The 24,474-nt window shown below is 44.6% G+C and carries 27 protein-coding genes, 1 tRNA gene and 1 other RNA gene; 8 read left to right on the forward strand and 21 right to left on the reverse strand.

All coding sequences use genetic code 11. The features are described from left to right. Positions 1-71 precede the first annotated feature (71 nt). Together ACFQ1T_RS10390 and exaC are read right to left on the reverse strand one after the other, a co-directional pair. A complete protein-coding gene (locus ACFQ1T_RS10390; protein ID WP_194746686.1) occupies positions 72-449 on the reverse strand; it encodes a DUF779 domain-containing protein in 378 nt (125 codons plus the stop codon). 101 nt (positions 450-550) lie between these two features. Further along, positions 551-2,071 carry an acetaldehyde dehydrogenase ExaC gene (gene exaC / locus ACFQ1T_RS10395; RefSeq protein ID WP_194746687.1) on the reverse strand — a complete coding sequence of 507 codons (1,521 nt, stop codon included), beginning with the start codon at positions 2,069-2,071 and terminating at the stop codon, positions 551-553. Between the two features lie 323 nt (positions 2,072-2,394). On the opposite strand from exaC, the gene ACFQ1T_RS10400 reads away from it, so the two are divergent. Together ACFQ1T_RS10400 and ACFQ1T_RS10405 are read left to right on the forward strand one after the other, a co-directional pair. Then, positions 2,395-2,484: transfer RNA gene (locus ACFQ1T_RS10400), tRNA-Ser, on the forward strand. A 147-nt stretch (positions 2,485-2,631) separates the two neighbouring features. Then, on the forward strand, positions 2,632-2,847 hold the full coding sequence (locus ACFQ1T_RS10405; protein WP_194746688.1) for a hypothetical protein: 216 nt from the start codon (positions 2,632-2,634) through the stop codon (positions 2,845-2,847). A gap of 137 nt (positions 2,848-2,984) precedes the next feature. On the opposite strand, the gene ACFQ1T_RS10410 is transcribed toward ACFQ1T_RS10405, so the two are convergent. The 9 genes from ACFQ1T_RS10410 to cmk form a co-directional block, all read right to left on the reverse strand. Next, positions 2,985-3,557, reverse strand: a complete 573-nt coding sequence (locus tag ACFQ1T_RS10410; protein WP_194746689.1) for a hypothetical protein — start codon at positions 3,555-3,557, stop codon at positions 2,985-2,987. Positions 3,558-3,561: 4 nt separating this feature from the next. Further along, entirely contained in the window at positions 3,562-4,386 is an 825-nt protein-coding gene (locus ACFQ1T_RS10415; RefSeq protein WP_379076275.1) for an AbiJ-NTD4 domain-containing protein, read from the reverse strand. A gap of 60 nt (positions 4,387-4,446) precedes the next feature. After that, the gene (locus tag ACFQ1T_RS10420; protein ID WP_379076278.1) at positions 4,447-4,974 is read right to left on the reverse strand and encodes a tyrosine-type recombinase/integrase; all 528 of its coding nucleotides are present in this window, start codon (positions 4,972-4,974) and stop codon (positions 4,447-4,449) included. A 235-nt stretch (positions 4,975-5,209) separates the two neighbouring features. Next, positions 5,210-5,521, reverse strand: a complete 312-nt coding sequence (locus tag ACFQ1T_RS10425; protein WP_379076280.1) for a ComEA family DNA-binding protein — start codon at positions 5,519-5,521, stop codon at positions 5,210-5,212. A gap of 110 nt (positions 5,522-5,631) precedes the next feature. Further along, on the reverse strand, positions 5,632-6,327 hold the full coding sequence (gene pyrF / locus ACFQ1T_RS10430; protein ID WP_379076282.1) for an orotidine-5'-phosphate decarboxylase: 696 nt from the start codon (positions 6,325-6,327) through the stop codon (positions 5,632-5,634). 51 nt (positions 6,328-6,378) lie between these two features. Then, positions 6,379-7,611, reverse strand: coding sequence for a lipopolysaccharide assembly protein LapB (gene lapB / locus ACFQ1T_RS10435; RefSeq protein WP_194746693.1), 1,233 nt, complete (start codon positions 7,609-7,611; stop codon positions 6,379-6,381). Positions 7,612-7,739: 128 nt separating this feature from the next. Then, positions 7,740-8,027, reverse strand: coding sequence for an integration host factor subunit beta (locus ACFQ1T_RS10440; RefSeq protein ID WP_018985241.1), 288 nt, complete (start codon positions 8,025-8,027; stop codon positions 7,740-7,742). Positions 8,028-8,041: 14 nt separating this feature from the next. Next, a complete protein-coding gene (gene rpsA, locus ACFQ1T_RS10445; protein WP_018985242.1) occupies positions 8,042-9,508 on the reverse strand; it encodes a 30S ribosomal protein S1 in 1,467 nt (488 codons plus the stop codon). 207 nt (positions 9,509-9,715) lie between these two features. Then, complete coding sequence (cmk, locus tag ACFQ1T_RS10450; RefSeq protein ID WP_379076287.1) at positions 9,716-10,390, reverse strand: (d)CMP kinase; 675 nt, start codon at positions 10,388-10,390, stop codon at positions 9,716-9,718. 94 nt (positions 10,391-10,484) lie between these two features. Here cmk and ACFQ1T_RS10455 point away from each other — a divergent pair, with 94 nt between their 5' ends. Beyond that, complete coding sequence (locus ACFQ1T_RS10455; RefSeq protein ID WP_379076290.1) at positions 10,485-10,712, forward strand: DUF2061 domain-containing protein; 228 nt, start codon at positions 10,485-10,487, stop codon at positions 10,710-10,712. A 6-nt stretch (positions 10,713-10,718) separates the two neighbouring features. On the opposite strand, the gene aroA is transcribed toward ACFQ1T_RS10455, so the two are convergent. Next, positions 10,719-12,017 carry a 3-phosphoshikimate 1-carboxyvinyltransferase gene (gene aroA, locus ACFQ1T_RS10460; protein WP_379076293.1) on the reverse strand — a complete coding sequence of 433 codons (1,299 nt, stop codon included), beginning with the start codon at positions 12,015-12,017 and terminating at the stop codon, positions 10,719-10,721. Between the two features lie 12 nt (positions 12,018-12,029). After that, positions 12,030-12,899 carry a prephenate dehydrogenase gene (locus tag ACFQ1T_RS10465; RefSeq protein ID WP_313989185.1) on the reverse strand — a complete coding sequence of 290 codons (870 nt, stop codon included), beginning with the start codon at positions 12,897-12,899 and terminating at the stop codon, positions 12,030-12,032. A gap of 82 nt (positions 12,900-12,981) precedes the next feature. On the opposite strand from ACFQ1T_RS10465, the gene ssrA reads away from it, so the two are divergent. Next, positions 12,982-13,347, forward strand: a transfer-messenger RNA (tmRNA) gene (gene ssrA, locus ACFQ1T_RS10470). Between the two features lie 88 nt (positions 13,348-13,435). On the opposite strand, the gene ACFQ1T_RS10475 is transcribed toward ssrA, so the two are convergent. The 4 genes from ACFQ1T_RS10475 to ACFQ1T_RS10490 form a co-directional block, all read right to left on the reverse strand. Then, the gene (locus ACFQ1T_RS10475) at positions 13,436-14,194 is read right to left on the reverse strand and encodes a hypothetical protein (RefSeq protein ID WP_313989182.1); all 759 of its coding nucleotides are present in this window, start codon (positions 14,192-14,194) and stop codon (positions 13,436-13,438) included. 10 nt (positions 14,195-14,204) lie between these two features. Beyond that, positions 14,205-15,104 carry a response regulator gene (locus ACFQ1T_RS10480; RefSeq protein ID WP_379076298.1) on the reverse strand — a complete coding sequence of 300 codons (900 nt, stop codon included), beginning with the start codon at positions 15,102-15,104 and terminating at the stop codon, positions 14,205-14,207. Beyond that, positions 15,101-15,598: a chemotaxis protein CheX gene (locus ACFQ1T_RS10485; protein WP_194746764.1), complete on the reverse strand. Its 498-nt coding sequence runs from the start codon at positions 15,596-15,598 to the stop codon at positions 15,101-15,103. Before ACFQ1T_RS10485 ends, ACFQ1T_RS10480 begins: the two co-directional genes overlap by 4 nt. A 121-nt stretch (positions 15,599-15,719) precedes the next feature. Further along, positions 15,720-16,166 (reverse strand): hypothetical protein, encoded by a 447-nt coding sequence (locus ACFQ1T_RS10490; RefSeq protein ID WP_379076302.1) that lies wholly within the window; start codon positions 16,164-16,166, stop codon positions 15,720-15,722. Between the two features lie 327 nt (positions 16,167-16,493). On the opposite strand from ACFQ1T_RS10490, the gene ACFQ1T_RS10495 reads away from it, so the two are divergent. The 4 genes from ACFQ1T_RS10495 to ACFQ1T_RS10510 all read left to right on the forward strand — a co-directional run bounded on the left by ACFQ1T_RS10495 (position 16,494) and on the right by ACFQ1T_RS10510 (position 20,259). After that, on the forward strand, positions 16,494-16,904 hold the full coding sequence (locus ACFQ1T_RS10495) for a DUF3653 domain-containing protein (protein WP_379076305.1): 411 nt from the start codon (positions 16,494-16,496) through the stop codon (positions 16,902-16,904). A gap of 699 nt (positions 16,905-17,603) precedes the next feature. Next, a complete protein-coding gene (locus tag ACFQ1T_RS10500; protein ID WP_379076308.1) occupies positions 17,604-17,852 on the forward strand; it encodes a hypothetical protein in 249 nt (82 codons plus the stop codon). Positions 17,853-18,111: 259 nt separating this feature from the next. Continuing rightward, positions 18,112-19,185, forward strand: a complete 1,074-nt coding sequence (locus ACFQ1T_RS10505; RefSeq protein WP_379076311.1) for a DNA cytosine methyltransferase — start codon at positions 18,112-18,114, stop codon at positions 19,183-19,185. A 3-nt stretch (positions 19,186-19,188) separates the two neighbouring features. Continuing rightward, positions 19,189-20,259: a hypothetical protein gene (locus tag ACFQ1T_RS10510; RefSeq protein ID WP_379076313.1), complete on the forward strand. Its 1,071-nt coding sequence runs from the start codon at positions 19,189-19,191 to the stop codon at positions 20,257-20,259. 70 nt (positions 20,260-20,329) lie between these two features. Here ACFQ1T_RS10510 and ACFQ1T_RS10515 read toward each other — a convergent pair whose 3' ends face one another. The 4 genes from ACFQ1T_RS10515 to ACFQ1T_RS10530 are packed head-to-tail and all read right to left on the reverse strand — an operon-like array spanning position 20,330 to position 24,468. Next, on the reverse strand, positions 20,330-21,592 hold the full coding sequence (locus ACFQ1T_RS10515; protein WP_379076316.1) for a type II secretion system protein GspD: 1,263 nt from the start codon (positions 21,590-21,592) through the stop codon (positions 20,330-20,332). Next, positions 21,589-22,581, reverse strand: coding sequence for a zonular occludens toxin domain-containing protein (locus ACFQ1T_RS10520; RefSeq protein ID WP_379076319.1), 993 nt, complete (start codon positions 22,579-22,581; stop codon positions 21,589-21,591). The genes ACFQ1T_RS10515 and ACFQ1T_RS10520 overlap by 4 nt, the downstream gene beginning before the upstream one ends. 1 nt (position 22,582) lies before the next feature. Next, a complete protein-coding gene (locus ACFQ1T_RS10525) occupies positions 22,583-22,912 on the reverse strand; it encodes a hypothetical protein (RefSeq protein WP_379076322.1) in 330 nt (109 codons plus the stop codon). Next, the gene (locus ACFQ1T_RS10530) at positions 22,912-24,468 is read right to left on the reverse strand and encodes a hypothetical protein (protein ID WP_379076325.1); all 1,557 of its coding nucleotides are present in this window, start codon (positions 24,466-24,468) and stop codon (positions 22,912-22,914) included. The genes ACFQ1T_RS10525 and ACFQ1T_RS10530 overlap by 1 nt, the downstream gene beginning before the upstream one ends. Between the last annotated feature and the right edge of the window lie 6 nt (positions 24,469-24,474).

Raw genomic sequence — 24,474 nt, forward strand, 5'->3', positions numbered from 1 at the left:
GTTTATCCAGTGTCATCCTGGCAAAGGCATCTTCGGATGCCTTTTTTATTGATCAGGCAGACTTCTACTTATTAAAGCCCGACGCGCTCTTCGGGTTTTAGCGCAGCGAGTTCCTCATCCGAATATAAACGGCCTCGCGTGATAAAGGCCATGCCACTGCCACAATCGAGTGAAAATGAGCCACTGGAGCCCGGCATCGCATCGAGGATGGTGTGCGTACTGTGCATAAAACTGAAATGACTGTCACTCATGTAAAAAATAGCACCACCGGGCAAGGTTCCCAGTTTGACATCCATCGGACTGGCGATGTATTCGGCGGCTGGTAGGCACATCGGGCCACTGCCTTCACAACATCCGCCTGATTGAAAAAATACAATCGGGCCATGCTGGGCGGTTAATTGCTCAATGAGCGCGATGGCCGCTGGCGTTGCAGAAACACGTTCAGTCATGCTCTTCCCCTGTTTATAGTGTGATAGATAGATAAAAAAAGGAGCGAAAAATTCGCTCCTTTAGATCAAACAAATGTCTGTTTTAGCATTCCCGCCAAGATTTAGAAGAATCCCAGTTTTTTCGGGCTGTAGCTGACCAGCAGGTTTTTGGTTTGCTGGTAGTGGTCCAGCATCATTTTATGCGTTTCACGGCCAATGCCGGACTCTTTATAGCCACCGAATGCGGCATGCGCAGGATAAGCGTGGTAGCAGTTAGTCCAAACGCGGCCAGCCTTGATGCCACGGCCCATACGGTAAGCGCGGCTGCCGTCACGCGACCAGACGCCTGAACCCAGGCCGAAAATGGTGTCGTTGGCAATGCTTAGTGCTTCAGCTTCATCTTTAAAGGTGGTCACTGCCAGCACAGGTCCAAAAATTTCTTCCTGGAAGATGCGCATTTTATTATGACCTTTGAACAAGGTCGGCTTGATGTAATAGCCTTCAGCCAGATCACCGCTCAGTACATTACGCTCACCTCCGCACAATAACTGCGCACCTTCCTGACGACCAATATCCATGTAGGAGAGGATCTTGTTCACTTGGTCTTGGGATGCCTGGGCACCAATCATGGTGTTGGGGTCAAGTGGGTTACCTTGCTTGATGGCGGCAACACGTGGCAATACACGCTCCATAAACTTGTCGTAAATGGATTCCTGGATTAACGCACGGGAAGGGCAGGTACAGACTTCACCCTGGTTAAATGCAAACAGCACCAAGCCTTCAACGGCTTTATCCAGGAAATCATCATCGGCAGACATGATATCTTCAAAGAAGATGTTAGGCGATTTGCCACCCAGTTCGAGGGTTGCTGGAATCAGGTTGCTGGCTGCAGCCTGGGCGATATAACGGCCGGTAGCTGTCGAACCAGTAAAGGCGATTTTCGCAATACGCTTGCTGGTAGAGAGTGGGGCACCTACCTCACGGCCAAAGCCGTTGACGATGTTGATGACGCCAGGTGGAATCAAATCAGCAATCACTTCCATCAGGATCAGCAGGCTAATCGGCGTGAACTCTGCAGGCTTCATTACCACCACGTTACCCGCGGCCACAGCTGGCGCCAGTTTCCAGGCAGCCATCAGAATAGGGAAGTTCCACGGAATAATCTGGCCGACCACGCCTAGTGGCTCGTGAAAGTGGTAGGCAACGGTATGTTCATCCAGTTCACTAATGCTGCCTTCTTGCGCACGCAATGCCCCGGCAAAATAGCGGAAATGGTCTGCTGCCAATGGAATATCGGCATTCATGGTTTCGCGGATAGGCTTACCGTTATCGACGGTTTCGGCAGTCGCGATCAACTCAAGGTTTTGCTCAATGCGATCAGCAATTTTCAGCAACAAGTTGGAGCGATCAACGACAGAAGTCTTGCCCCACTTATCGGCTGCTGCATGCGCTGCATCCAATGCCAATTCAACATCCTCGGCGCTAGAGCGTGCAGCTTGTGTATAGGGCTTGCCAGTAATAGGCGAGATGACATCAAAATATTCACCTTTGACCGGTGCAACCCATTTTCCACCGATAAAGTTATCATACTTGGCTTTATAGGGCACTTTAACGCCCATTGCCTTGAGAAGATCCAAACTCATAGTAACTCCTGTGTTTTTTCTATTAATATCGTAGCAGAACTGCTCTCCAAACCGCCTACATCAAATCGCAACTAGATATCGCGATAAACATACGTTAACACCTTATTTTATAAGGCTTAGCCGTGTGTTTGTGTGCTAAACATTAAACCTTAAAAATAACAAAAGCAAGCTTTTTAGCCAACTTTATACTGTTTTATAAGATAGCAGACCTGACATCTTGCTAGCCCTAAAACAGGCCATATGAAGTGTGAAAGTCGCCAGTGATTACACCATAAAATGATTTGGCGTCTTTAACTTTTATGGGTATAATCCCGCCTTCTTTCGGAGAGATGGATGAGCGGTTTAAGTCACCACCCTGGAAAGGTGGCATAGGGGCAACTCTATCGAGGGTTCGAATCCCTCTCTCTCCGCCAGCAGTAAAATAAGGCCTGTTTTCTGTTACTAATTAATAAGTTACGGATAACAGGTTTTTTATTTTTACCTTGCGCTTTTACCTTACGTTTGCGTGATGTTCCTAGCTCGTTGATATTTATTTTCAACGTATATATAAGTAATAGACAATGCAACACGCTTCAAAACAACTAGAACAATCCATCATCAATGAACTGAAGACAGTCACCAGCGTGTTCAAGCACACCCCTGAAGAACTCCTCAAGATGGCTATAGGTATGTCAGCAGGTCTGGCTCTAGCTGGCTTGAAGTGTCCGATGTTGGACTTAGCGATATCCTCAGACAATATTCCTTTGATGATTCAGGGCGGTCTGTTGTCTGATTGATTAGCTTACATAGATACAGACATTAATACCCTTGTACTTTAGTCAACTATTCAGAAAATAGGTAGCGAAAGAGTCCCTTTAAGGGTCTGCTTTCACTACCTATTATCGTTTCTACTGCTGTGGCGCTAAGAGTTTCTCTAAGGTAATTCGTCTAGACATTTATTTGTTGCACGTATCAACTTCCCGTTTTTTAAGTGAAAGGTCTCTATATCAAAGCAATTTTTAGCATTATTTCTAGAGTAAAGCTGCCTATGAATTTCTATATATTTCTTACCATCCCAAGACCAAATAGACATATGCCCATGCATGGCAGCTCCACCTAACTCTTTAAGCTGTTTAAAACCATTTGTTTTTTTATTTAATACTTCTAAGAATCCAGTTCCTGATACATCCCAAATGAGATGCGCGGTGTTATGTTTCATTTGGAAAATCCACATTGGGCAATAGTAAACACCACATAAACATGTACTGGCAGGCTTTACCAAATAAGTCTTTGAAGATTTATTCAGGTGAATAGTCTTAACCTCAAACATATCTTCTGGTTTTACACCTTCGCAAAGCGCTATGTCCTCTCTCATCTCTTTATTCAGATAGGTGCTAATTGGCGCAGGAATCTTAACCGGCTTTGTAAAGTGTTCTTCGATGCTGAAGTCTTCAGAGGCACTAGTTTCAAAGGAAACAAGGAGAAGGAGGAGGATAATTATCTTCATCAAGTTACATTTTCGACTTCAGATAATTCACAAACGATGTACAGGACAATAAGAAATAGCGAGCATCTGCCTGAGTAAGATTGTCTTCAGCTAGCATCGCATGTCTAATGCCATCAGCGTCACTTGTATATGCGTAAAGCTTCTCAAAGCCATCTTTTAGCGCCCTGTGAAGCTGACCATTCTTTTCGAGAGCCTTAAGAGCGTCACTGAGCATCGCTTTATTATTTCCTGTTAGTATCTTCGCCATGCTCTCAACAGCCGAAATTGATTCTTTAATTGAATTGCGATAGTCAGGATTAACTCTATCCGCGTATAACTCTAAAGCTCGCTGTAAATGCATAGTCACGCCAGTGAATTGAGTATCGGCTAATGCTTCATCTAGCAATCGCACCTCTTGCTCGCTCGTAATATCTGTCAATTGACCATTAACGAAACGATAAGCGGATAGTTCCCTTTCTAAAATACCATTCAGCGCTTCATAAATGTGACTGTTTAACCTGACAGTGAAATTCGCAACAAACTCTATAAAGTCATAAACCTCATTCCATGATGCCTTGAAATAATAGTTTCTAATCGCCTCAAGAATTTCATAACCGTGTTGAGGCCTTTTATCAACAGGCAGCTTGAAATAATTTGCCCACAGAAATCTGCTAAAAGGTTTAATGCCTGCAACTGTGTAACTATCGGCGGAAGTAAAGTTTTTGGTAGACCATAACATCATGTCTAATACGTTCCATAAACTATTACGTAAAGCATTATTCATTGTTTCAATCTGGATAACTTCAGGTCTGGGCTTTAAGCCTTTCCGCTCACTGAAAGACATCGTCATAATTAGTTTTTCTGATAAAGATTTATAACCTCCCCACTTTAGCGTGCATAAAAAAACAAATCAACTAAGGTCAGGAAGAGGGTACGCCAGCTTCTCAATGTCCACCTTAAGTACACTCACAGGCGCAGGCTTGTTGTACACCTTGCCCGTAGTGCCATATTTCTCATGGCCGACAATATCCTGTATGTGTGTTGTCTGCACCCCAGCATCATCCAAGAAGGTAATAAGCGAGTGTCTGAAACTGTGAGTGGATTTGTCTTTATTGAAGCCCAAGCAAGTCTTAAGCGTCCCGAATCGCTTACCTATAGCATTAGACCTCTCGCCGTATTTATTAAAGGTCAGACCGGATAGTAAGTAACGATCCTTAGAGTTTTCCTTAAGACGCTTCACTACAGGTTCAATCTTGCTGTGGATAGGGATAGACCTTATCCCAGCTTTAGTTTTGGCATCTGTAATGTTAAAGGCGTTATCTGAGACATCTTCAACCTTCAGGCTACATATCTCTTCAATGCGTGCTCTCCAGTGTAAGCCGCAAGGGACATCAGGTCTACAAGGTCTTGTTTGCCTTTGAGGTTGGCCGTATTCCATAGAAGTAATACTTCCTCTTTCGTCCATGCGTCCTTAGCGTCAGCTTTGTCTTTTTTCTTGCGCTTATGTGAGGGGATGTCTCGGAATGGCTCAAGGTCAGCTATAGACTCCTCATACGGTTGTATATATTTTCAATAGTTACGGCAGTCGCTTATGTATCTGTTGAAGCCTTTACTCCTCTCTCCGCCAAATAAAAAAAGCACCCAATAGGGTGCTTTTTGTTTAATGTAGATCGTTATTTCTTTTTCTCTGCTACTTTTTCGGTTTTATTAGCCTCAGCCGCAGTTGCTTTCTTGGCGCCGACGCTTACATCTTTCTTCAGGTTTGCCAAGGTTGCCTGGCCTATGCCTGGCACTTGATCCAGCTCTTCCACTGACTTAAAGCCACCACTCTTTTTTCGATATTCAATGATGGCTTGCGCCTTGGCCGGACCGATACCATTCAGGCTTTCAAGTTCAACCTGGCTGGCCGTATTGATATCAACCACCGCATAAGCGGCTGGCAATAAAAGGAAATACATCAGGTAACCCATAAGCGTTTTCATCATATAACCTCCAGAATCGTTAAGTATAAAAAAACAGGCATTGCGCCTGTTTTTAATTCTACTGAGCCCGTTCATGATCGGACGGTTAATGCCCTTAAATTAATTTAAAAATGTTAAATATTTTTAATAATTGTATTTAATGCAACAATTGGGTCATCTGCTTGTGTAATTGGCCTGCCTATCACCAAGTAGCTGGCGCCTAATGCGATGGCATCTGCAGGCGTCACAATTCTGGTTTGATCGTCCTTTGCCGAGTCCTTGGGGCGAATGCCCGGGGTGACCAGACAAAAGTCAGGCCCCAATGCTTTTCTGAGCATGCTGGCCTCTTGTGCTGAACAAACTACACCATCTAAGCCAGATTGTTGTGTCAGTGTGGCCAATGCGAGCACCTGTTCAGGCAGGGTGCGCTGGATCCCCAAACTATGCAACGTTGGCGTGTCCATACTGGTTAATACCGTGACAGCGATTAGCAGCGGCGCTTGATCACCAAAGGCCTTATCCAAGCCTTCACGTGCAGCCTGCATCATGGGTTGCCCACCACTGGCGTGAACATTGACCATCCATACGCCTAAATTTGCGGCGGCCTGACAGGCTTTTGCCACAGTATTCGGGATATCGTGAAATTTGAGATCGAGGAACACATCGTATTGCCGCGCAACCAGTTGTTCGACAAGCTGAGGCCCGGCGGCGGTAAACAGTTCCTTACCCACCTTGAGTTTACACAGGCTTGGGTCCAGCCGATCTACTAGCGCGATTGCCGATTTGGCATCTGCATAATCCAGGGCAACAACAATTTTACTGTCGGTCATAAAGGAATTGTCTTAGGAATGAAACGGGTTGGGGAAGGGCACCAAACGGGTTTATTTTCGTTTAAGTAATTTGATATCACGAATGGTCGCTTCAGTGGGTTCGGGCGGCAGCGACTCCCAGGCATTACAGGCTGGGCATTGCCAATGATATTGTTTGGCCCGGAAACCACATTGGTCGCAATAATAGGCGGCACGGTCACCAATGGCATTGCGAACGGTTTGCTGCATCAACTGTAAATCATGTTGTTCATCCTGGAGCATGGCGCGCGCTTGGAGCAATTGATCCAGCGATTTGAGGCTGGGTTTGCGGATCAACTCGTTACGGGCAAGTTTTGCCGCTTTATCCGCACCTTCAGCCTGCAGGGTGGCCTCATACAACACCGACATAATGCTACTGAGCTGATACAACTCCAGATAGTAATGGAGTTGGCTCAGGCCTTCCTTTAAGCCTCTGGACAGTTTGAGGTCGCCTTCGCTTTCCTCTTCACCATACAGCGCAGCATAGCTTTTAAGCATTTTTTGCGCGACCAGGCCCAGATGTTCTGGATGCTGCATTTCTATGCGTTTCCAAAGTGCAATCGCATCAGAATGGTGGCCTTGATGTGCAGCGATATCGCCCAATAAGACATTTGCGCGTACACAGTTCTTATTGGCGTCCAGCGCTTGTTCGAGTTGGACTTTTGCAGAGGACCAATCCTGCTTGATCATCGCATTGGCAGCCAATTCACAATAATACTGAGCGACCTCTTTGCGGTAAGACACGCCTGACGAACGCTCTAATTCGGTGGCAATGCCAATGGCGAGCGACCATTCGCGTTCCTTGACATAAATCTCAAGCAGGTGACGTAAGGCCGCTTGTTCATAGCGAGTATGGCGCAGTGTTTGAAAAATTTCTTCGGCACGATCATACAGGCCTGCCTTGAAGTAATCCTGCGCCAATTCCACTTTGATTGATGTCGATTGCTGCTCGGTGAGTTCGTAGTTTTCGAGCAGGTTTAAGTGCAAGTGAATCGCGCGGTCTGTCTCACCTGTGCGGCGAAACAGGCTCCCCAATACAAAATGCAGCTCCAGGGAGTCTTTGTTCATGTAAAGCGCTTCACTGAACGCATCCACCGCTTTGTGGTACTGGTCAGCAATGAGCAGATTCAGACCTTTAAAATAGGTGGCTGGCAATGAGGTGGATTCAGCAATCAGTTGCTTGATATCCACGCGGGCTGCAATCCAGCCCAATGTAAAAAACAGAGGCAGAATCAATAACCACCAATACTCGAATTCAACCAGCATAAAAGCTCTCTTGTTTGATCACATGACATTTTACCCAAGCGCTCCTCAATGCGCCATCAATAGCGGTCTGAGCGGCCAAAAAAAAACGGTATCCGAAGATACCGTTTTTTACTGCTGAATCACAAAAATTAAGATTCGATCGCGTCTACGCGGTCACGCAACTCTTTACCAGCCTTAAAGTGCGGCACGTATTTCGCTGGCACCTGTACTTTGGTACCAGTTTTCGGGTTACGTCCCAAACGAGGCGGGCGGTAGTTCAAGCTAAAGCTGCCAAAACCGCGTATTTCGATACGCTCACCTGTTGCCAGGTTTTCCGTCATTGCATCAAGGATGGTCTTGACGGATAACTCTGCGTCTTTCAGCACAAGTTGCGGAAAGCGCTGGGCAAGCAGGTCTATTAGTTCAGATCTTGTCATGATCTAAAGCCTTCTTATTTTTTGCTATCCAGTTTGGCTTTCAGCAAAGCACCCAGGTTAGTTGTCCCGGCAGAAGCTTCATCAATCATGACATCATCCGCTTTTGCTTTTTTGGCTTTTGGTTTACCACCTTTGTCTTCGCCAATTGGTGCGCTGTTGCCGCTTGGATCTTCAGTCAACTGTTTAACGCCCAGAGAGATACGCTCTTTCTCAACATCAATGCCCAAGATAACAGCTTGCAGCTCATCACCTTTCTTGAAGTTGCGGATCGCTTCTTCGCCAGACTGAGTCCAGGACAGGTCAGACAAGTGTACCAAGCCATCAATACCGCCTGGCAAGCCAATGAACACACCAAAGTCAGTGATAGACTTGATCTGGCCTGAAACTTTGTCGCCTTTAGCGTGGGTTGCAGCGAAATCATCCCATGGGTTTGGTTTGCACTGTTTCATGCCCAGTGACAGACGACGACGGTCTTCGTCGATTTCCAGAATCATCACTTCAACTTCGTCGCCCAGTTGAGCGATTTTGCCCGGGTGGATGTTCTTGTTGGTCCAGTCCATTTCAGACACGTGTACCAAACCTTCAATGCCTGGTTCTACTTCAACGAACGCACCGTAGTCAGTCAGGTTAGACACTTTACCGAACAGGCGTGTACCGACTGGGTAACGGCGGCTCAATGCCACCCATGGGTCGTCGCCCAATTGTTTGATCCCCAGAGAAACACGGTTTTTCTCTTGATCGAATTTCAGGATCTTGGCTTCAACTTCTTCACCAACGGTCAGCACTTCAGATGGGTGCTTCACACGGCGCCATGCCAAATCAGTGATGTGCAACAGGCCATCGATACCACCCAGATCCACGAACGCGCCGTAGTCAGTGATGTTTTTAACGATACCCTTGATCACAGCACCTTCAGTCAGGCTACCCAACAATGCTTCACGGTCAGCACCCAAGGTGTCTTCCATCACAGCACGGCGGGAAACCACGATATTGTTACGCTTGCGATCCAGCTTGATGACTTTGAAGTCCCACTCTTTGTTTTCGTAAGGAGTGGTGTCTTTAACTGGACGAATGTCTACCAGTGAGCCTGGCAAGAAAGCCATGATGCCGCTGACAGAAACGCGCAGACCGCCTTTAACACGGCTGCTGACAAAACCTTTAACTACACGGCCTTCGTTCATGGCTTCTTCCAGATCCAGCCATGCTTGCATTTTCTTCGCTTTTTCGCGAGAAAGTTGTGTAGAACCAAAACCATCTTCCAGTTTTTCGATCGCTACTTTAACGAAGTCGCCAACGGCAACTTCCAGTTCGCCTTGTGCGTTTTTGAATTCACTGGCGTTAATTACGCTCTCGGATTTCAAGCCGGCGTTAACGATAACGAAATCATTGTCTACAGACACTACTTCGGCGGTGATTACTTCACCAGCGCGCATTTCCTGGCGGGCCAGGCTTTCTTCGAAGAGGGCTGCAAAAGATTCCATGGAAGAGGATGTATTAGAAATAGAAGCCATTAAAAAATTGTCCAATTTTTACTCGCATGAAGACAGGCATCTTGCAGCGAGCCATTGCAAGGCAAAAGCGCCAACAATGGAAAAGGTTTAAAAAATATTGCCCAAGCGTGACTTGAGCAACCCGAATCCAAGACTATACACAAAAAAATTATTGGGTTCAATGACTTATGTGTGTTTTTATTTAGTTTGCGCCGCTTTTTTAAATGCTTCGATAATGATATTCACCGCTTGCTCAATATTGATGTCGGTGGTGTCCAGCAAAACCGCATCTGGCAATTGCTTGAGTGGCGCGACTGCGCGCTGGCTATCGCGTAAATCGCGCTGCTGCAAATCAGCTAGAATCAAAGCGTAATCTGCGTGATCGCCGCGTTGAATTAACTGATCGTAGCGTCTTTTTGCGCGCGTTTCGACCGCGGCTGTCAAAAATATTTTCAATCCGGCATCCGGGAAAATGACAGAGCCAATATCGCGGCCATCGCCAACCAGCCCAGGGGCTTGCCTGAAATTGCGTTGCGTTTGCAACAGCGCGGTACGTACGGCAGGGTGGACAGCGACTTCAGAGGCCCCTTTGCCCATCTCTTCTGTACGAATATGGTGGCTGACTTGTTCGCCGTTTAAATAAGCTTGGCCATGCTCAAACTTGATCTGCATCTGTGTCGCGATATCAGCCAGTGCATCAGCATTTGACCAGGCCACGGCTTGTTGAGCTGCGGCATAAGCCAATAGACGATAAATCGCACCCGAGTCCAGGTAATGAAATCCAAAATGGGTAGCCACGCGTTCAGCGACGCTACCCTTGCCAGAAGCAGAAGGACCGTCAATGGCAATGACTGGAGAGAGAGGATTATTCATAATAAATTTTACTTATCAATCAGTTAAAAACAATGAATTGGATTTTGACTTTTGGCTTTTATATCATGGCTACATCGTTAATAAGGAGCACACCATGATTAAAACCATGTCTTTTGCCATGCTGCATTTTAGCGTCGCGTTCACCATTGCCTATCTTTTCACAGGCAGCCTGCTGGTAGGTGGGCTGATGGCGCTGGTTGAACCAGCCTGCAACACCGTAGTGTTTTATTTTCACGAGCGTGCCTGGCAACAGCATCAGCATTCTCACGACGTGGGGCCTGCCGCAGAACCTGACGAGCATGAGTGGGCGTATGCGGCTTGAGAATGGCTAGCGAACAATGCTGGCGAATACCTTAAAGTACTCTGGAAAGGTTTTACCCACACATTTTGGGTCATTAATGGTAATGGGCACGCCGGCCAGGCTGAGCAATGAAAAGCACATGGCCATGCGGTGGTCATCATAGGTATCAATTACTGCGTTAGGGGTCAGTTGCAAGGGGGCGGTGACCTGAATGTAGTCCGGGCCTTCGACCACTGTGGCCCCGACTTTGCGCAGCTCTGTTGCCATGGCTGCAATGCGGTCGGTCTCTTTTACGCGCCAGCTGGCAATATTGCGTAGGGTGGTTGTACGGTCCTGATCCGAATCGCCATGCACAAACATAGCCATCACGGCTAAAGTCATGGCCGCATCGGGGATGTGATTACAATCAAGGTCAATCGCCTTCAATGTGCCTGTGTTTTCAGCACGCACGTGGTTGTCGCCATAGCTGATCCGTCCGCCCATGAGGTTGGCCGCCTCAGCAAAGCGGATGTCGCCTTGTATGCTTTGCGCGCCGACGCCGTTGACGGTGACGTCCCCCGCAACAATTCCCGCACCAATAAAATAAGAGGCACTTGACGCGTCACCTTCTACATATATTTCTCCTGGCGCGTGATAACGCGCACCTGCAGCAATGTAAAAATGCTGCCAGCCATCCCGGTGCACGGTCACGCCAAAGCGTTGCATCAGGTTGAGCGTGATTTCGATATAAGGCTTGGAGATCAGCTCGCCTACCACTTCAATACTGGCCGCCTGGCCTGTTAGCGGTAAGGCCATCAACAAGGCTGTCAAAAACTGGCTTGACACATCACCTCGGATTTTGATCGCTTGACTGACATCCAGCTGTGCCGGGGAAATTTGCAGGGGAGGGTAGCCCGTATTCCCCAGGTAGCTGACTTGCGCGCCCACCTGTTGCAAGGCATCCACCAAATCGCCAATCGGGCGCTCATGCATGCGCGCAATCCCATGCAGATGGTAGTCACCGCCTGAGAATGCCAGTGCGGCAGTCAAAGGCCTAAAGGCCGTCCCCGCATTGCCCAGAAACAAATCCGCTTGCTTATTGGGAAAGTTGCCGCTACAGCCCGTGACTTGCCAGGCATTTTCAGAGATATTTTCCAGCTTGACGCCTAACGCTGATAAGGCCTCCAGCATTCTGGCGGTATCGTCTGAGGCGAGCAAGTCGCGAATGACAGTGACGCCGTCAGCAAGTGCTGCGAGCAATAGCGTACGGTTTGAGATACTTTTTGAGCCAGGCAGGGTGATTGCGCCTTGGGCTTTGTGGGAAGCGGGTAAATGCAGTTGTTCCATAGCGATTGGTAATTATTGAATTTTTGACTTGGCCCAGTCATTACGTGCACGGCTGGCATGTTCAAACAAATCGTGCAAAGCACGACTGTCATCAGCCTCCAAGAGTGCCGTCATGTCGCTGAGCGCTTGTTGATAGAGCCTAAGTTCACTTAATAAGGCGGTTTTGTTAGCCAGTGCAATATCACGCCACATCTCAGGATGACTGCCTGCAATGCGCGTAAAGTCGCGGAAACCGCTGGCGGCAAATTTGAACAACAATTCCGCATTGCTACGCTTGGCCAGATCCTCCACCAGTGCGAAGGCAAGCAGGTGCGGCAAATGGCTGACGGCTGCAAATACGCTGTCATGTTCTTGCGCACTCATGTGCGAAACCACTGCACCACATTGCTGCCAAAGTCTGCTGACTTGATCCAGCGCTGAGTTAGAGGTCTGCGCATCAGGCGTCAGAATGACATTCTTACCGAGATACAAATCAGCCATGGCAGCAGCAGGGCCACTTTTTTCCGCCCCAGCAATCGGATGACCACCCACAAATTGATTAACCTGGTCCCCAAGTTCGGCCCTCGCGTACGCCATCACGTCCGACTTGGTGCTGCCGGCATCTGTGATAATGGTCGACTCGTCCAAATAGGGGCGGATGGCCTTTAAAATCGCCGGCGTCTGTGCCACTGGAGTGGCAATGATAACCAGATCCGCCGCGTGCAGTGCAGAAGCAATATCCGTTTCCGCACTGTCAATCAAACCCAAATCCAGTGCTTCCTGCAAGCTTTGTTGAGCGCGGCCCACACCAACAATGTGAGGAGCCTCCGGGTGTTTTTTAAGGGCCAGCGCAATGGAGCCCCCTATTAAACCAACCCCAAAAATCACAATTTTCTTGAACATTTATAAATTGTACCATGTCGAAGCAATGCGCCTTTAAGTTTGGCTCACCACCGTTTAAGGCGTATAATCCAAAGTCTGTATTGGGGCTGACCCGGTTTCGACGTGGGTTGCAAAGCAGTGCAGGGCATACCGAGGATTCAGGTTCCCTCGTAAATCCATCTGAAAAAGTATAGTCGCAAACGACGAAACTTACGCTTTAGCCGCTTAATCCCGGCTGAACGCTGCACCGAAGAGCCTCTCGGTCGGGCCGGGTAACCGGCAGCAGCGTCATTTAGAGAGGATCGTGCTTTACCGGGTTGCTTGGTAAGGCATTAAATCCAAGGCAACTCGCTCGTCATCTGCTTGCTCGTTGGTGGGTGCCTGGTTAAATATAAACAACACAGCTAAGTATGTAGAACTGTCTGTGGAGGGCTTGCGGACGGGGGTTCAATTCCCCCCAGCTCCACCATTTAAAATGTTCAATGCATTGATTTGATTGAACAATGAGCGTAAACAAAAAAGCCACCTTCGGGTGGCTTTTTTGTTTTGCATCTGCGTTACGATAACTCCATAAAACGGTCTTCAATGAATTGTTTTTCTATTTCATTGCGCTGTTTCTCTGTGGTTAATGCCGCAAGCTGTTCCTCAAGTCTGCGTTTTTGTTGCTCCATTTCATTCAGTTGGAATTGTAGCTCTTTTGTGAATGCATCATTGGCTGATTGCAGTGGGCGATTGTTCATGACCTGTAGTTGCTGTATTTCCTGACGCAATTCCGCCATGGTGTTTTCAGCCTCTTTGGCTTCTGATCTTGCTTTCATCATCATGGATTGATAGCTTTCAATCCGCTTTCTCATGGCAGCCATTTCGACATTTTCGTCAGCAGACAAATTGTTATTGCGCCGGAGTTGACCAGCCATTTGCTCTAGATGTGTTTGCAATTTATTCAGCTCTTGCAGCACGGGCTCACTCAATCGCTCAGCAATAATGTTATCCGAGGCTTCCGATAGCAATAAATCATCCAGACGATCCCTGATCTCCTGTGCTACTTTATCAAAACGCTGTATGCTATTGATTAACAATGGATCTGATTGTTTATGATTTTCCTCATAGTTGGAAAATCTTCTATCCAGAATAGTACAGAGCGTGTCTAGTCGATCGCTGGATGACTCTAGCTCTGTATAGCACTTACCCAGTGCGTTAAAAAACTTTTCCTGCTGTAATGTATTGCTGATGAGCAACTTGACTAATAAAAAGGCGGCACCCAAGCTAACGATAATCCCGGCACCGCTCAGTAATTCACCCCAAGAAAATGGCATCCTATTCTCCTTACAGGAGTTTGATATAAGTAATAAATCCTGTCCCGATTTCTGGTACATGGATTCGATAATCCATACGGCCAGCATTGCTCTTCAACGACATCTCAAGGCGGGGAAATTGCCGACTGACTATACTTGATCTAGCCAGTTTCAATGGTCCATTTTTATGTCCAATTGACATACCCGCACCAAACTCATCCATGAACCTTCTCGCTTCATCTAGTTGGTCGTTACTGGCGCCACCACTGGCGAGTATAGTTTTAAGCATTTCGGGTTTTTCATTATTCAACGCCCACAACAGGCCTACAGCGTTCATATCCATGATAGCAAGCGCATTGACGGGGGGTGTTTTCCCGTTTTCGCCAAATAATCCAATGAAATTGTTTTCAGTCAAATCCGTTAAGCCCAGTGGAGGGCAGGGCTCTAGCGTAAAAGCCTGACCCTTAAGCATGCTTGAGAGCATTTGATGGCTAGTCGCGAGATTCTCTGGGATAGCCGCAGGCTGCTCAGTGATGCCACCCACTGGAATGATCTCTAATATTTTTGATCTTAAATCAATATCTTGGAAGGGTTTGTTAATTACAAATCTTGCGCCACTTTGATAAGCCTGGTCGATTTTTTCGGCGGCAGATTCCGTGGTCACAAAGCCAATTGGGATTTTTTTTCCGTATGTTTGGCAGACATGCTGACAAAATTCAAGGCCACTGATTTTATGCATGTGCCAGTCAGTAATAATCAAGTCAGGGCGATAGCCCTCGAGAATATTCATCGCAGCTTCAGCATCTGTCGCAGTTTGAATTTCGAGCTTTGGATAATTACATCCTTCAATCGCACGTTTGATAATACTTTGTATTGCACGACTGTCATCCACAATCAAGAATTTGGCTGCTTCACCCGTCATTGTGCTCATAATGAAAATACCCCTGAAAACTTATGATTATTTACATCGAAGATCACCAGATTCACCAGGTCTTCGTTTGGTTTATCGCTTACAAATAAACGGCTAAATGTTGCCGTTTTTTGGAGTTCAAAGAACTCTTCTAAAGGAATCTCTTTGGGTAGGCCCAATTCACTGTGCTCATCTACAATCAAGCCGCCCCCCATGATATTGCATGTCTCCTTTTTGGCATCTTTGACATCCTCATCGGATAATTCGTCAGAAGATAAGCCAAACATATGAGATGCGATTTTGTGTGCCTCAGCATCATCTAATATCAAACCAATCGCAATCGACTCATGTTGCGGTAATTGGTCAATATAAAGTGGAAGAACAACCGCCATGAGGTTGTCATGATTGTGAAATGTATAGCGCTGACTTTCCTTGAAGTTGAAAGCGGAACCGCTTACAAACGACCAGGAGTCAGATATTTTTTTCACCATTTCCTGTGTAGGCAAAAGCTGCATGTAGCATCTCCAACAATAGGATATTGATGCTAACGCAGCTTAAAAAGGATTGAAGGCTGAATAAATGGTGTAAAAAGCAGGTAAATTTTTCAATTGCCATTCATTGGATTTACGCGGTGAATTAAATGATCCGCTTTAATTTCTTACAAAACTTGTACTTTGCTCGCTTATTCATCTCATCAAAAAAACGGATCTTCCATTCACACCTTACCTTCAGTGAAGCTAAATTTTGTTCACCACACGCAGTCATGCGTAATTTTCTACACTTGCGTGTACGTGGTGGTGCATAGGCCAGTTGTTTTACTTGATACATGATAGTGCTAGGGACCACCATCTTACCCAATAACCATCTTCTGAGGACAATAGGCTTCAAGTTTAACTGATGGATAAGTTTCTGCTGATCTATGGTCCCTAGGAATTCCCCAATTTTTAAGCACCAGAGCAGGGTGAGTTGCGTTTGTACTTTTGCAATTTGTTTTTCTTCCCTCATTTTCTTCCCTTTTTCTTGTTTGAAAGCTAATACTAGCACTTTGTAAGGTAATGTAAATATTGATTTATTTGCAATCATTTAAAATGTCTTAAGTTTTCATTTAGTAAAGCACCAGTAAACACTCTCTTTAAGTAATCTTCTGGCGGAGTATGTGATGCTTTCTGATAGTAAAGAACTAAATTTCTGTGAAAATGATAACTTATTGAATTTTATTTATTTAACATAATATACATTATACGAATATAAAATGTAGATACTCAGTCCTCAGGAAGCGATTTATTTTGTGGATGCGGAAAGATGGTTTTTTATTCCTTCTAATGCTCCATTCTTTACACAATATACAAAAGTGTTAATATTTAAACACTGGGGTGTTCAGCAGTTTCGACTAAATATGATTGAATCGATATGAACAAAAAATCAGACATAAAAAAACTACAAAGTAAAAATACAATCGAGTGGTATTTGACTGTAGGTTGGCATTTTGGGACGATCACCACCCCTTATAAAGCGCGTGAAATTTTGCAGGTTGACCGAGTAACTTGGTATCGTTGGATAACTGGAAAAGCGGCCGCACCTTATAGCGCACTAGAACTTCTAAGACTGCACGCATTTGGTGAACCTCCTTGCGGTCGATCAATAGCATGGCGTGGTTTTAGATTTCAAAATGAAAAGTTAATAGCTGAAGATGGCCGGGAATTTAGCCCAGCAGATTTAAAGGCCGTTTTTTACTGGAAACAAATGGCATTTGATAAACTGGATAACGAAGGCCTTAAAGAGATTTATCAAGAACTCAAACAAATCTACAGGCATGCATAAATGAATCAGACTGATTTATATGAAGTTCTTAAAAAATCCAACTGTAAAATCCTTTCATTCGAGGATTACCCTGGAAATCTAGGTAGCTGGCGAGTTTCATTCATGTGCAACGAAATTTCATGTGATGTTGTAAGCAATCGCTTTGATACTTACATGATAATGCAATCAAAAAGCCTAAAACATGGGTGCCATAAAAGTGTTATTGAAAGCGACAAGGCACATTTCACAGAGTGTTTCGAGCTAACAACCCTATCAAATTGGCTTTCATTCATCCTCATAAAATTTGCCGCATTCACAGAAAATCAATCACCTGAATAAGGACTGGACAATTTTTGCATGCAAAAAATAACCAGAATCTTTATATGGGCGCAAAAATAAAAAACTTATTCACGCGCCCTACTCTTTCTAGAACCTCGGGCCTCATTGCCAGCCCGAACCCGCTAGAGGAAAGGCGTTCGAGCGCGTTGCGGTTAATTCTTGTCGCTGTAACTACAAATCAAAAAGCGAGTAAAGACCTGGCAATGAACAGTTCCCCTCCCGCTTTGCGGGCCCCTCCCATTAAATGCCACCGGGCAAGCCCGGCAAGGGTCTTGACACGATTTTTGATTTACAGCGGGTCCGCAGTTATGCGGAGTGGCGACACCCACCGCGCGCGGTGAATGTTGCCATCCGATAACTGGAACGCGAAAGGATTGAATTATGATTGAAATGACAGTAAGACTAGACGACGATGCAGCCAAAGAGTTGGAGCAGCTTAGACTTGAGTTTTGCGAGAAAACATCCAACAAAGCAATTTTAAAGGCGATTAAAAACTACAGAAAATTGCTTGATGACTACCAAAAGACCAGAGCTGATTTAGCTTTAGCTAAAGCGCAACTAAATGAAATTACAGCAAGTTTGAAAGCCCAAAAAAGAGCAAGTGAAGTTATGGAAAAGTATATTAGATGACACCAAAATTTTCATGGCCAACGCCGGATCTCAAGGGACCGGCGTTTTTTTTGGTGGTAAAAAAATACCAGGTAGTTACCAATCGAGGCGTGTTTTGGTATTAAAATTCAATAATCTAATTTTTATACTGCGGTGCGGCGCTCAATACATGTCGCGGCATCCCTCTTACTATAATTAGATTATGGCGAAAGAAATGAAAAACGTTTTCTTCCACATATTCATTTACTTTTGCAACTAAGAATTAACAGGTTATCTAACAATGTCCACAAAGCCTTTAGTATTTTCATTTTTTTCAGGAGCGGGATTTCTAGACCTTGGGTTTGAAAAAAATGGATTCGAAATTGCCTATGTAAATGAAATTCACACACCATTCCTTGAGGCATATAAACATTCACGTTTGAAGTTGAATATACCACCGCCTAAATACGGTTATCACAATGGTGATATTGGTGAACTATTGAGTAAAAACTCAAACACCATGGCAGATCTAATGAAAAATGCAAAACTTTCTAGTGATCTAGTTGGTTTCATTGGCGGGCCGCCCTGTCCAGATTTCTCCGTGGGAGGGAAAAACAAAGGTGAAAATGGCGAAAACGGTAAGCTGTCAAAAACATATGTGCAATTGATATGCGAACAAAAACCAGACTTTTTCATTTTTGAAAATGTAAAAGGACTGTACCGTACAGCAAAACATCGAGCTTTCTTTGACACATTAAAAAAGATGCTCGCAAAAGCTGGTTACAAATGCACCGAGCGATTGATTAACTCAATTGAGTATGGTGTACCACAAGATCGAGAGCGAATAATTCTTTTCGGCACTCGGGATAAAGGAATAGAAAAATTCAATTGGAATCTAGATATAAAATTTCCAGATCGATCTGCATTTGATCATGAATGGCCTGATACAGCCGGTGAAGAGTGGAATTTACTTAACCATCCCAATATTCCAAGAGAGTTGATGATTGAGCACTGGTTTAAAAACAATGATGTCACTAACCATCCAAACTCCCTGGACTACTTCACGCCAAGAGCCGGCTTAGTAAAATTTCAAACAATCGTTGAAGGTGATGTCTCAAGAAAATCATACAAAAGACTTCACCGATGGAGATATTCGCCCACAGCGGCATATGGAAATAATGAGGTGCATATTCACCCAATCCTTCCACGACGTATATCAGTTTCAGAAGCTTTAGCAATCCAATCGCTACCTAAAGAGTTTGAATTGCCTGAAAGTATGAGTCTTACAAATATGTTTAAAACTGTAGGAAATGGAGTTCCATTTTTAGCGGCTAAGGGAATTGCATCTTCCGTAAAAGATTTTCTGGGGGCGTAATCAATGAAAGTTACTGCAGGTAATTTAGTTAAAGCAATAGCAAAACTTCCTAAGGATGTGCGTTTTAATTATGTACATAGCGGTACTCAAACAAAAGTTCAGGTTATCAGAGTTCAGGAGCCCGAGGGCCCAATCTATATAAAACGATTTAAAAGTGATGGTTCAGAAGATGAAACGAGTATATCAAAGGAAATGCTCTGGAGAGCAGCTAATGCTTTCGTTGAAAATGTGCCAGTTAATTTTGATCGTTTATTCGGAGCAAGTTATAACACCAGGTCGGCATTGGAAGCTTTGCTAGCACATACACCAGAGTTTTACTGGTGCAAGCCAGGCAGAATTGAACTAATTCATGATTCAACGGAAATTAAAAAAGGACATAAGCATTTAGTGTGGAAGCCTCAAGAACCTCATAGAAATGCGATCATGATGGAATCTAAAGGGGTTGAGGCTATTTCTGAATTACCTTTGCAATTTGTAACATACGATGCATTGGTTGGTTTTGATTCACGGCCAACTGATGAATTGCCTATTGAGGTAAAGCGGAGACACCTCCAAATACAAATCGCGCTGATTGAAATTGGAACAAAACTAGGCTTTAGAACTTGGATAGCTCATAACGATAAAGGCTTTCAATATGGTGATAAAAAAATAGGGTCTTTAGATGGAGTTATCGGGAAACTTTCAGATGAACGAGTTCTTGCCGCATATCCTGATGCTATTGACGCTGCGAAGCTAATTGATTGCGTTTGGTTTAAAAATGGGAGATTAATGCCAGCAGTAATGGAGGTTGAACATAGTACTGGTATTACAAGCGGCCTCAATCGAATGAAAAAGTTTCAAGAGATAGCCCCCGCCATAAAAGATGTTAGATGGGTAATTGTCGCTGCTGACGAAGATCGAGGTGAGGTTCTTAGAAAAGCAAATGATCCACAATTTTCATCACTAAATACAAAATACTTTCCTTACTCAGCCGTAGAGGAATTACATAGCTTGTGTAGGCGTAGGGGCTTAACATCAGCTGCTGTTAATGAGGTTTTCTTGGATTCTTTCATGGAGCCTTGTATATCACATTAGATGGCTTTTAGGAAAAGCTGGATCGGGAATTCTTTTAATAAGTAAGGGCAATAATTTTCATAATAAGTTGCTAAATTTTACTTACATGAAGAACAAGCAAAAGATCAACGCTAGATGAGGATGATTTTGCACCAGTAGGGATAACACCAAATGATGTGCGGCCGCGATCATTTTTTGATTGCTCGAGACCACCTAACAAGATCAAATCACCATCACGACAATTAAGCGTTGTTTCAAGCTTGCGCTGCAATAAGGTTGGCGTCTGATTAACGCCAGTAGTTGTCTGCGTAAAGTCTGAGACTGATTGCAAAATATTAAGCTCGATATTTTCAGGGCGTATTTTTGGAGTGACCTGGAGAGTAATACCACTATCACGATACTGAACGGACTGCTGGGTCTGACCTGTTGCGTTAGTGACAATCTGAGACAGCACTGGTACAGATGCACCGACATTGATCAAGGCAGGCTTATCGTCTGTGGCGCGTAAAGTCGGGCTAGAAAGGTTACGGAAATGCTCGGAGCTATTGAGCATTTTAAAAACAATTGGCAGATCAGTGCTATTGATTGCTATACGAGCGGCGCCAGTTAAATTCGTTACAGGTAACGAAATCGACAAGATATTTTTTAAGAGATTAAGAACAGCCTCGACAGCGCTTTGGTCGGTTTGATTTTTCTGATACTCATATATAGATGCCTTTATGACCAAATCAGGCTTTGTTTTGTCAAAATCGGCTATAAGTGATTTTATATAGTCTTCCCTACCCTCAGGCATTTTAAAGAGTAACTTGCCGTCAATATTTAAAGCCGATACCCCAATAAATTTTAAAAGATCGACAATTTTTGCTGCATCAACATTAACAGGCTCATAAAAAGTGTAGTCAATATCTGCAAACGGAACAAGATCAGAAATATCAACCGGATCATGAGTTGAAGACGGGGATTCAGGCAAAAGTACTGGACGGGATGGATTTTCGGCACGGACAGGATTTAAAGGCACGTGCTGGGGCGTCACATTCAACTCTTGACGAACGTCCTTAACAACGAAATAAACATCGGCGCGATTTTCTAGATGAATTTTGTAATCTTTGAGAATCTGGATAAACAAGCTTTTAGCTTGATCGGGGGTTTTATTTTTTAGACTGACAGTTAAGGTTTTAGATTCAGCTTTAACCTCTGGAGATATTACATACTCAGCCTTAAAAACTGACTGCATAAAAAGCTGAACAATTTCTGGAAGTTTTGCATCTTGAAGCTCGATATTTATTCCAGAAGCAGCGCGGGAAAAGCTAGGTAACAAAAAAAGAGCCAACAACAGATAGTGTTTTAATTTCATTTTTTTACCTCCAATGTATAGCAGCCATTTTTTGTATAAACCTTGCCATCCTTAACGGGCCAATGACTTACAACGCCCTTAACGCTTAAAGAAGCGTGAGAACCGTAAACAATAAAACTATCAGGGCGAGAACAAAGCAGATGGACGGGTTTGGTCGAATAGTAGTAAAAGCAATAGATTAAAAAAAGGACAAAAGAAAGAACAAAAATAGAAAGCGTGACGTATTTTCTTGCCTTATCAAATACCGTTAAAAATCGGCCATATGTATAGAAGTTTGAAAGAACACAAAAAGCGCCGTCTATCTCAACATCATAAACACGGCTTTCGTTTGGACCGTAAGAATGCCAGGCGTCAAGTCTAGTAGATTCATAAAAGTGTTGATCAGTGTTATAAGCCTGGTAGAGGTCAGAGCCGTAGTAAGTCCAACGCTCTTGCACTTTTGATTTAGGATCTTTTCCGTAATGAACTTCACCAATATGAACTTGAGGCAAATTCCCGCTAAAACCAAAAACGCGCAATAAAGAACCCAAAAGAGGGATTTTCATGCGATCAAGACGCCCCGCCCTAACCACTCGCTCAACAAGGGCATTTCTTGCCTGTTTATCAATTGATTCAATATCCTGAGCTATAAATAGTGTGTGCCAGTGCCGTTTACGGATATGACGCTGAAAAACAATAAAATCGTCGCGGCCATCTTTATTCCACTGATGTGAATTGAGCCACATTGACAGCTCATCAAGAGCCAAAAGGCCGAATGTCTTTTCGTTTTTAGACTGTGATGCAATCCCTAGCGATTGCAATTCCGGTAATTTTGGATAATCAGATAGGCGTGTGTAAGTCTGAACAGACCAGTAAGGCAAAAGCTTGTCTAGATAAATATCAAGATTGGTAGCAACAGGCAAACCAGATCTTAAAAAATCACGAATGCGACCGACACTTAAAATTGTTTTTCCTGCCCCAAGTTCTCCAATTACTGTCCAGTTACCCATATTAATAACCCATTGCTTTAGTTTGATACCAAGACTTACCGACAGATTGCTTCCAGTCGTGAACACGTTTTGCAATTATTAGAGTTAAATAAATTTCACCAAAGTTATAAACAACCGAAGGAATCATGCCGAGGGCAAAACTTAAACCTGGAGGGGCAAAAATCTGAATTGCTGCAATTGATGAAGTTACAAGAACACAAAAAGCGACAAACAATCCAACGGTAAATGTCACATAGGCAAGAGTTACAGCCATTCGGTGCACATAACGCTTGATGAATAGTGAAAAAAGCTGCTGTAAAAGTCCTGTTAAAAAAACTAGAAGCCATTGCATTATTGTGGCCTTTCAAAGACAAGATCACGAATACCAACGAGGAGACCGAGAAAAGCAAAGAAAGCAACAGCAACATGTATCTGCTGCTGATAATCGCAGTATGAGAGTGTCGATTGATAAGACAACATCGATACGTTCATGCTACATGCGTTAGATTGAGGCATGTAATGCATTGGATTAAGGCCGAGATCAGTCATTTTTTGAGCAATAGGCAATCCATCTAAAACACCGTCAAAAGTTGACTGCATGCTTGATGATGCCTGCGATATTGATTGATCAAATGACGGCTGAATGGTGGACATTGCGGCAGCGCCATCGGTGCCAGAGCCTTGAAGTGTATTAAGAATGTTTGTCAGAATTGGGCAATCTTGACAATCACTTGTACCGCCTGTTGTACCGCCTGTTGTACCGCCTGTTGTACCGCCTGTTGTACCGCCTGTTGTACCGCCTGTTGTACCGCCTGTTGTACCGCCTGAGGAAGGGTTAGAAGTATCAACACAGTTAGAACCGGTACATGTTGCAGACTGGGATGATTCAACAGCACCGGATGAACTGTATTTTATCTGGGAAACTTTTGTTACATTCCCTGATGTTGTAGAGCCAACGACAGAACCACCACCAGAGGAACCACCATCGACAACTATTGAGGAAGTAACACCAGTATTTGTATTTGTAGTGGTAACAGTGGCCCTATCTGTTGATTGATCTACAGATGCGGTTCGAGTGATTCCGCCGCCGGATTCTGTTTTGGTCTGAATATTTCCGTTTTGTGTCCAGCCATCTCCAACACCTTTCAAATTACCATTAGAGTCGCGATTGATACCAGTGCCAGAGGAAAGCGATGCGCCAGAATTATCAAGATATACGCGTAAAGGATTGCCATTTGGGGATGCAGCAGCGGCTTGAGTTGGTGACGATTGACTAGATGGAGTTGTCTGATTTGGCCATGTTGCGTTAATCAACATGCCAGCCTCAGCCGCTAGAAATGAACCAGCAGCAACACAGGCAACAACGGCACCAGTCGGACAAGCAGCGGCAGCAATACCGGCTGCAACGATTGCGCCTAGTATAGCGCCAAGGTATTGGGGTAACTCAGATTGCGGGGCAGTACAACGAGACACGCCGTCAGCAGTTGTATTTGCATATTGTGGTGAAGGGCAAGAATTGACACAAGACTTGCCGGATGATTGGGTCAAAATAGATTGACCAGATGGACATTGAGGCTCAGCACCGCAAGAATTATTACTTTGCTGATAAAAGCCAGAATTACAATTACAAACACCATTTGAACAGGTTGCGTCAGGTTGAGGTATACCACAGAGACCAGGACGCTGATTAAGTACTTTTTGATTGGTTGCTGAATCAATATAGTAGCAATAATCAGCCACAGAATCGTAAGAAATGCCATAGACTTTTTGGCAAGCCTCAGCGTCGCTAGAGTAACATTTAGTACTTGGCCATACATACCTACCCATAGGCTGAGTAAATGCAGCAGTTGCGGAAGCGCTCACAAGCGAAGTGAGCAAACATACTAAGAATGTGAGCGCTTTACTCATGGCAAT

It is taken from the genome of Methylophilus glucosoxydans, from assembly GCF_042676145.1.
Classification (GTDB): domain Bacteria; phylum Pseudomonadota; class Gammaproteobacteria; order Burkholderiales; family Methylophilaceae; genus Methylophilus; species Methylophilus glucosoxydans.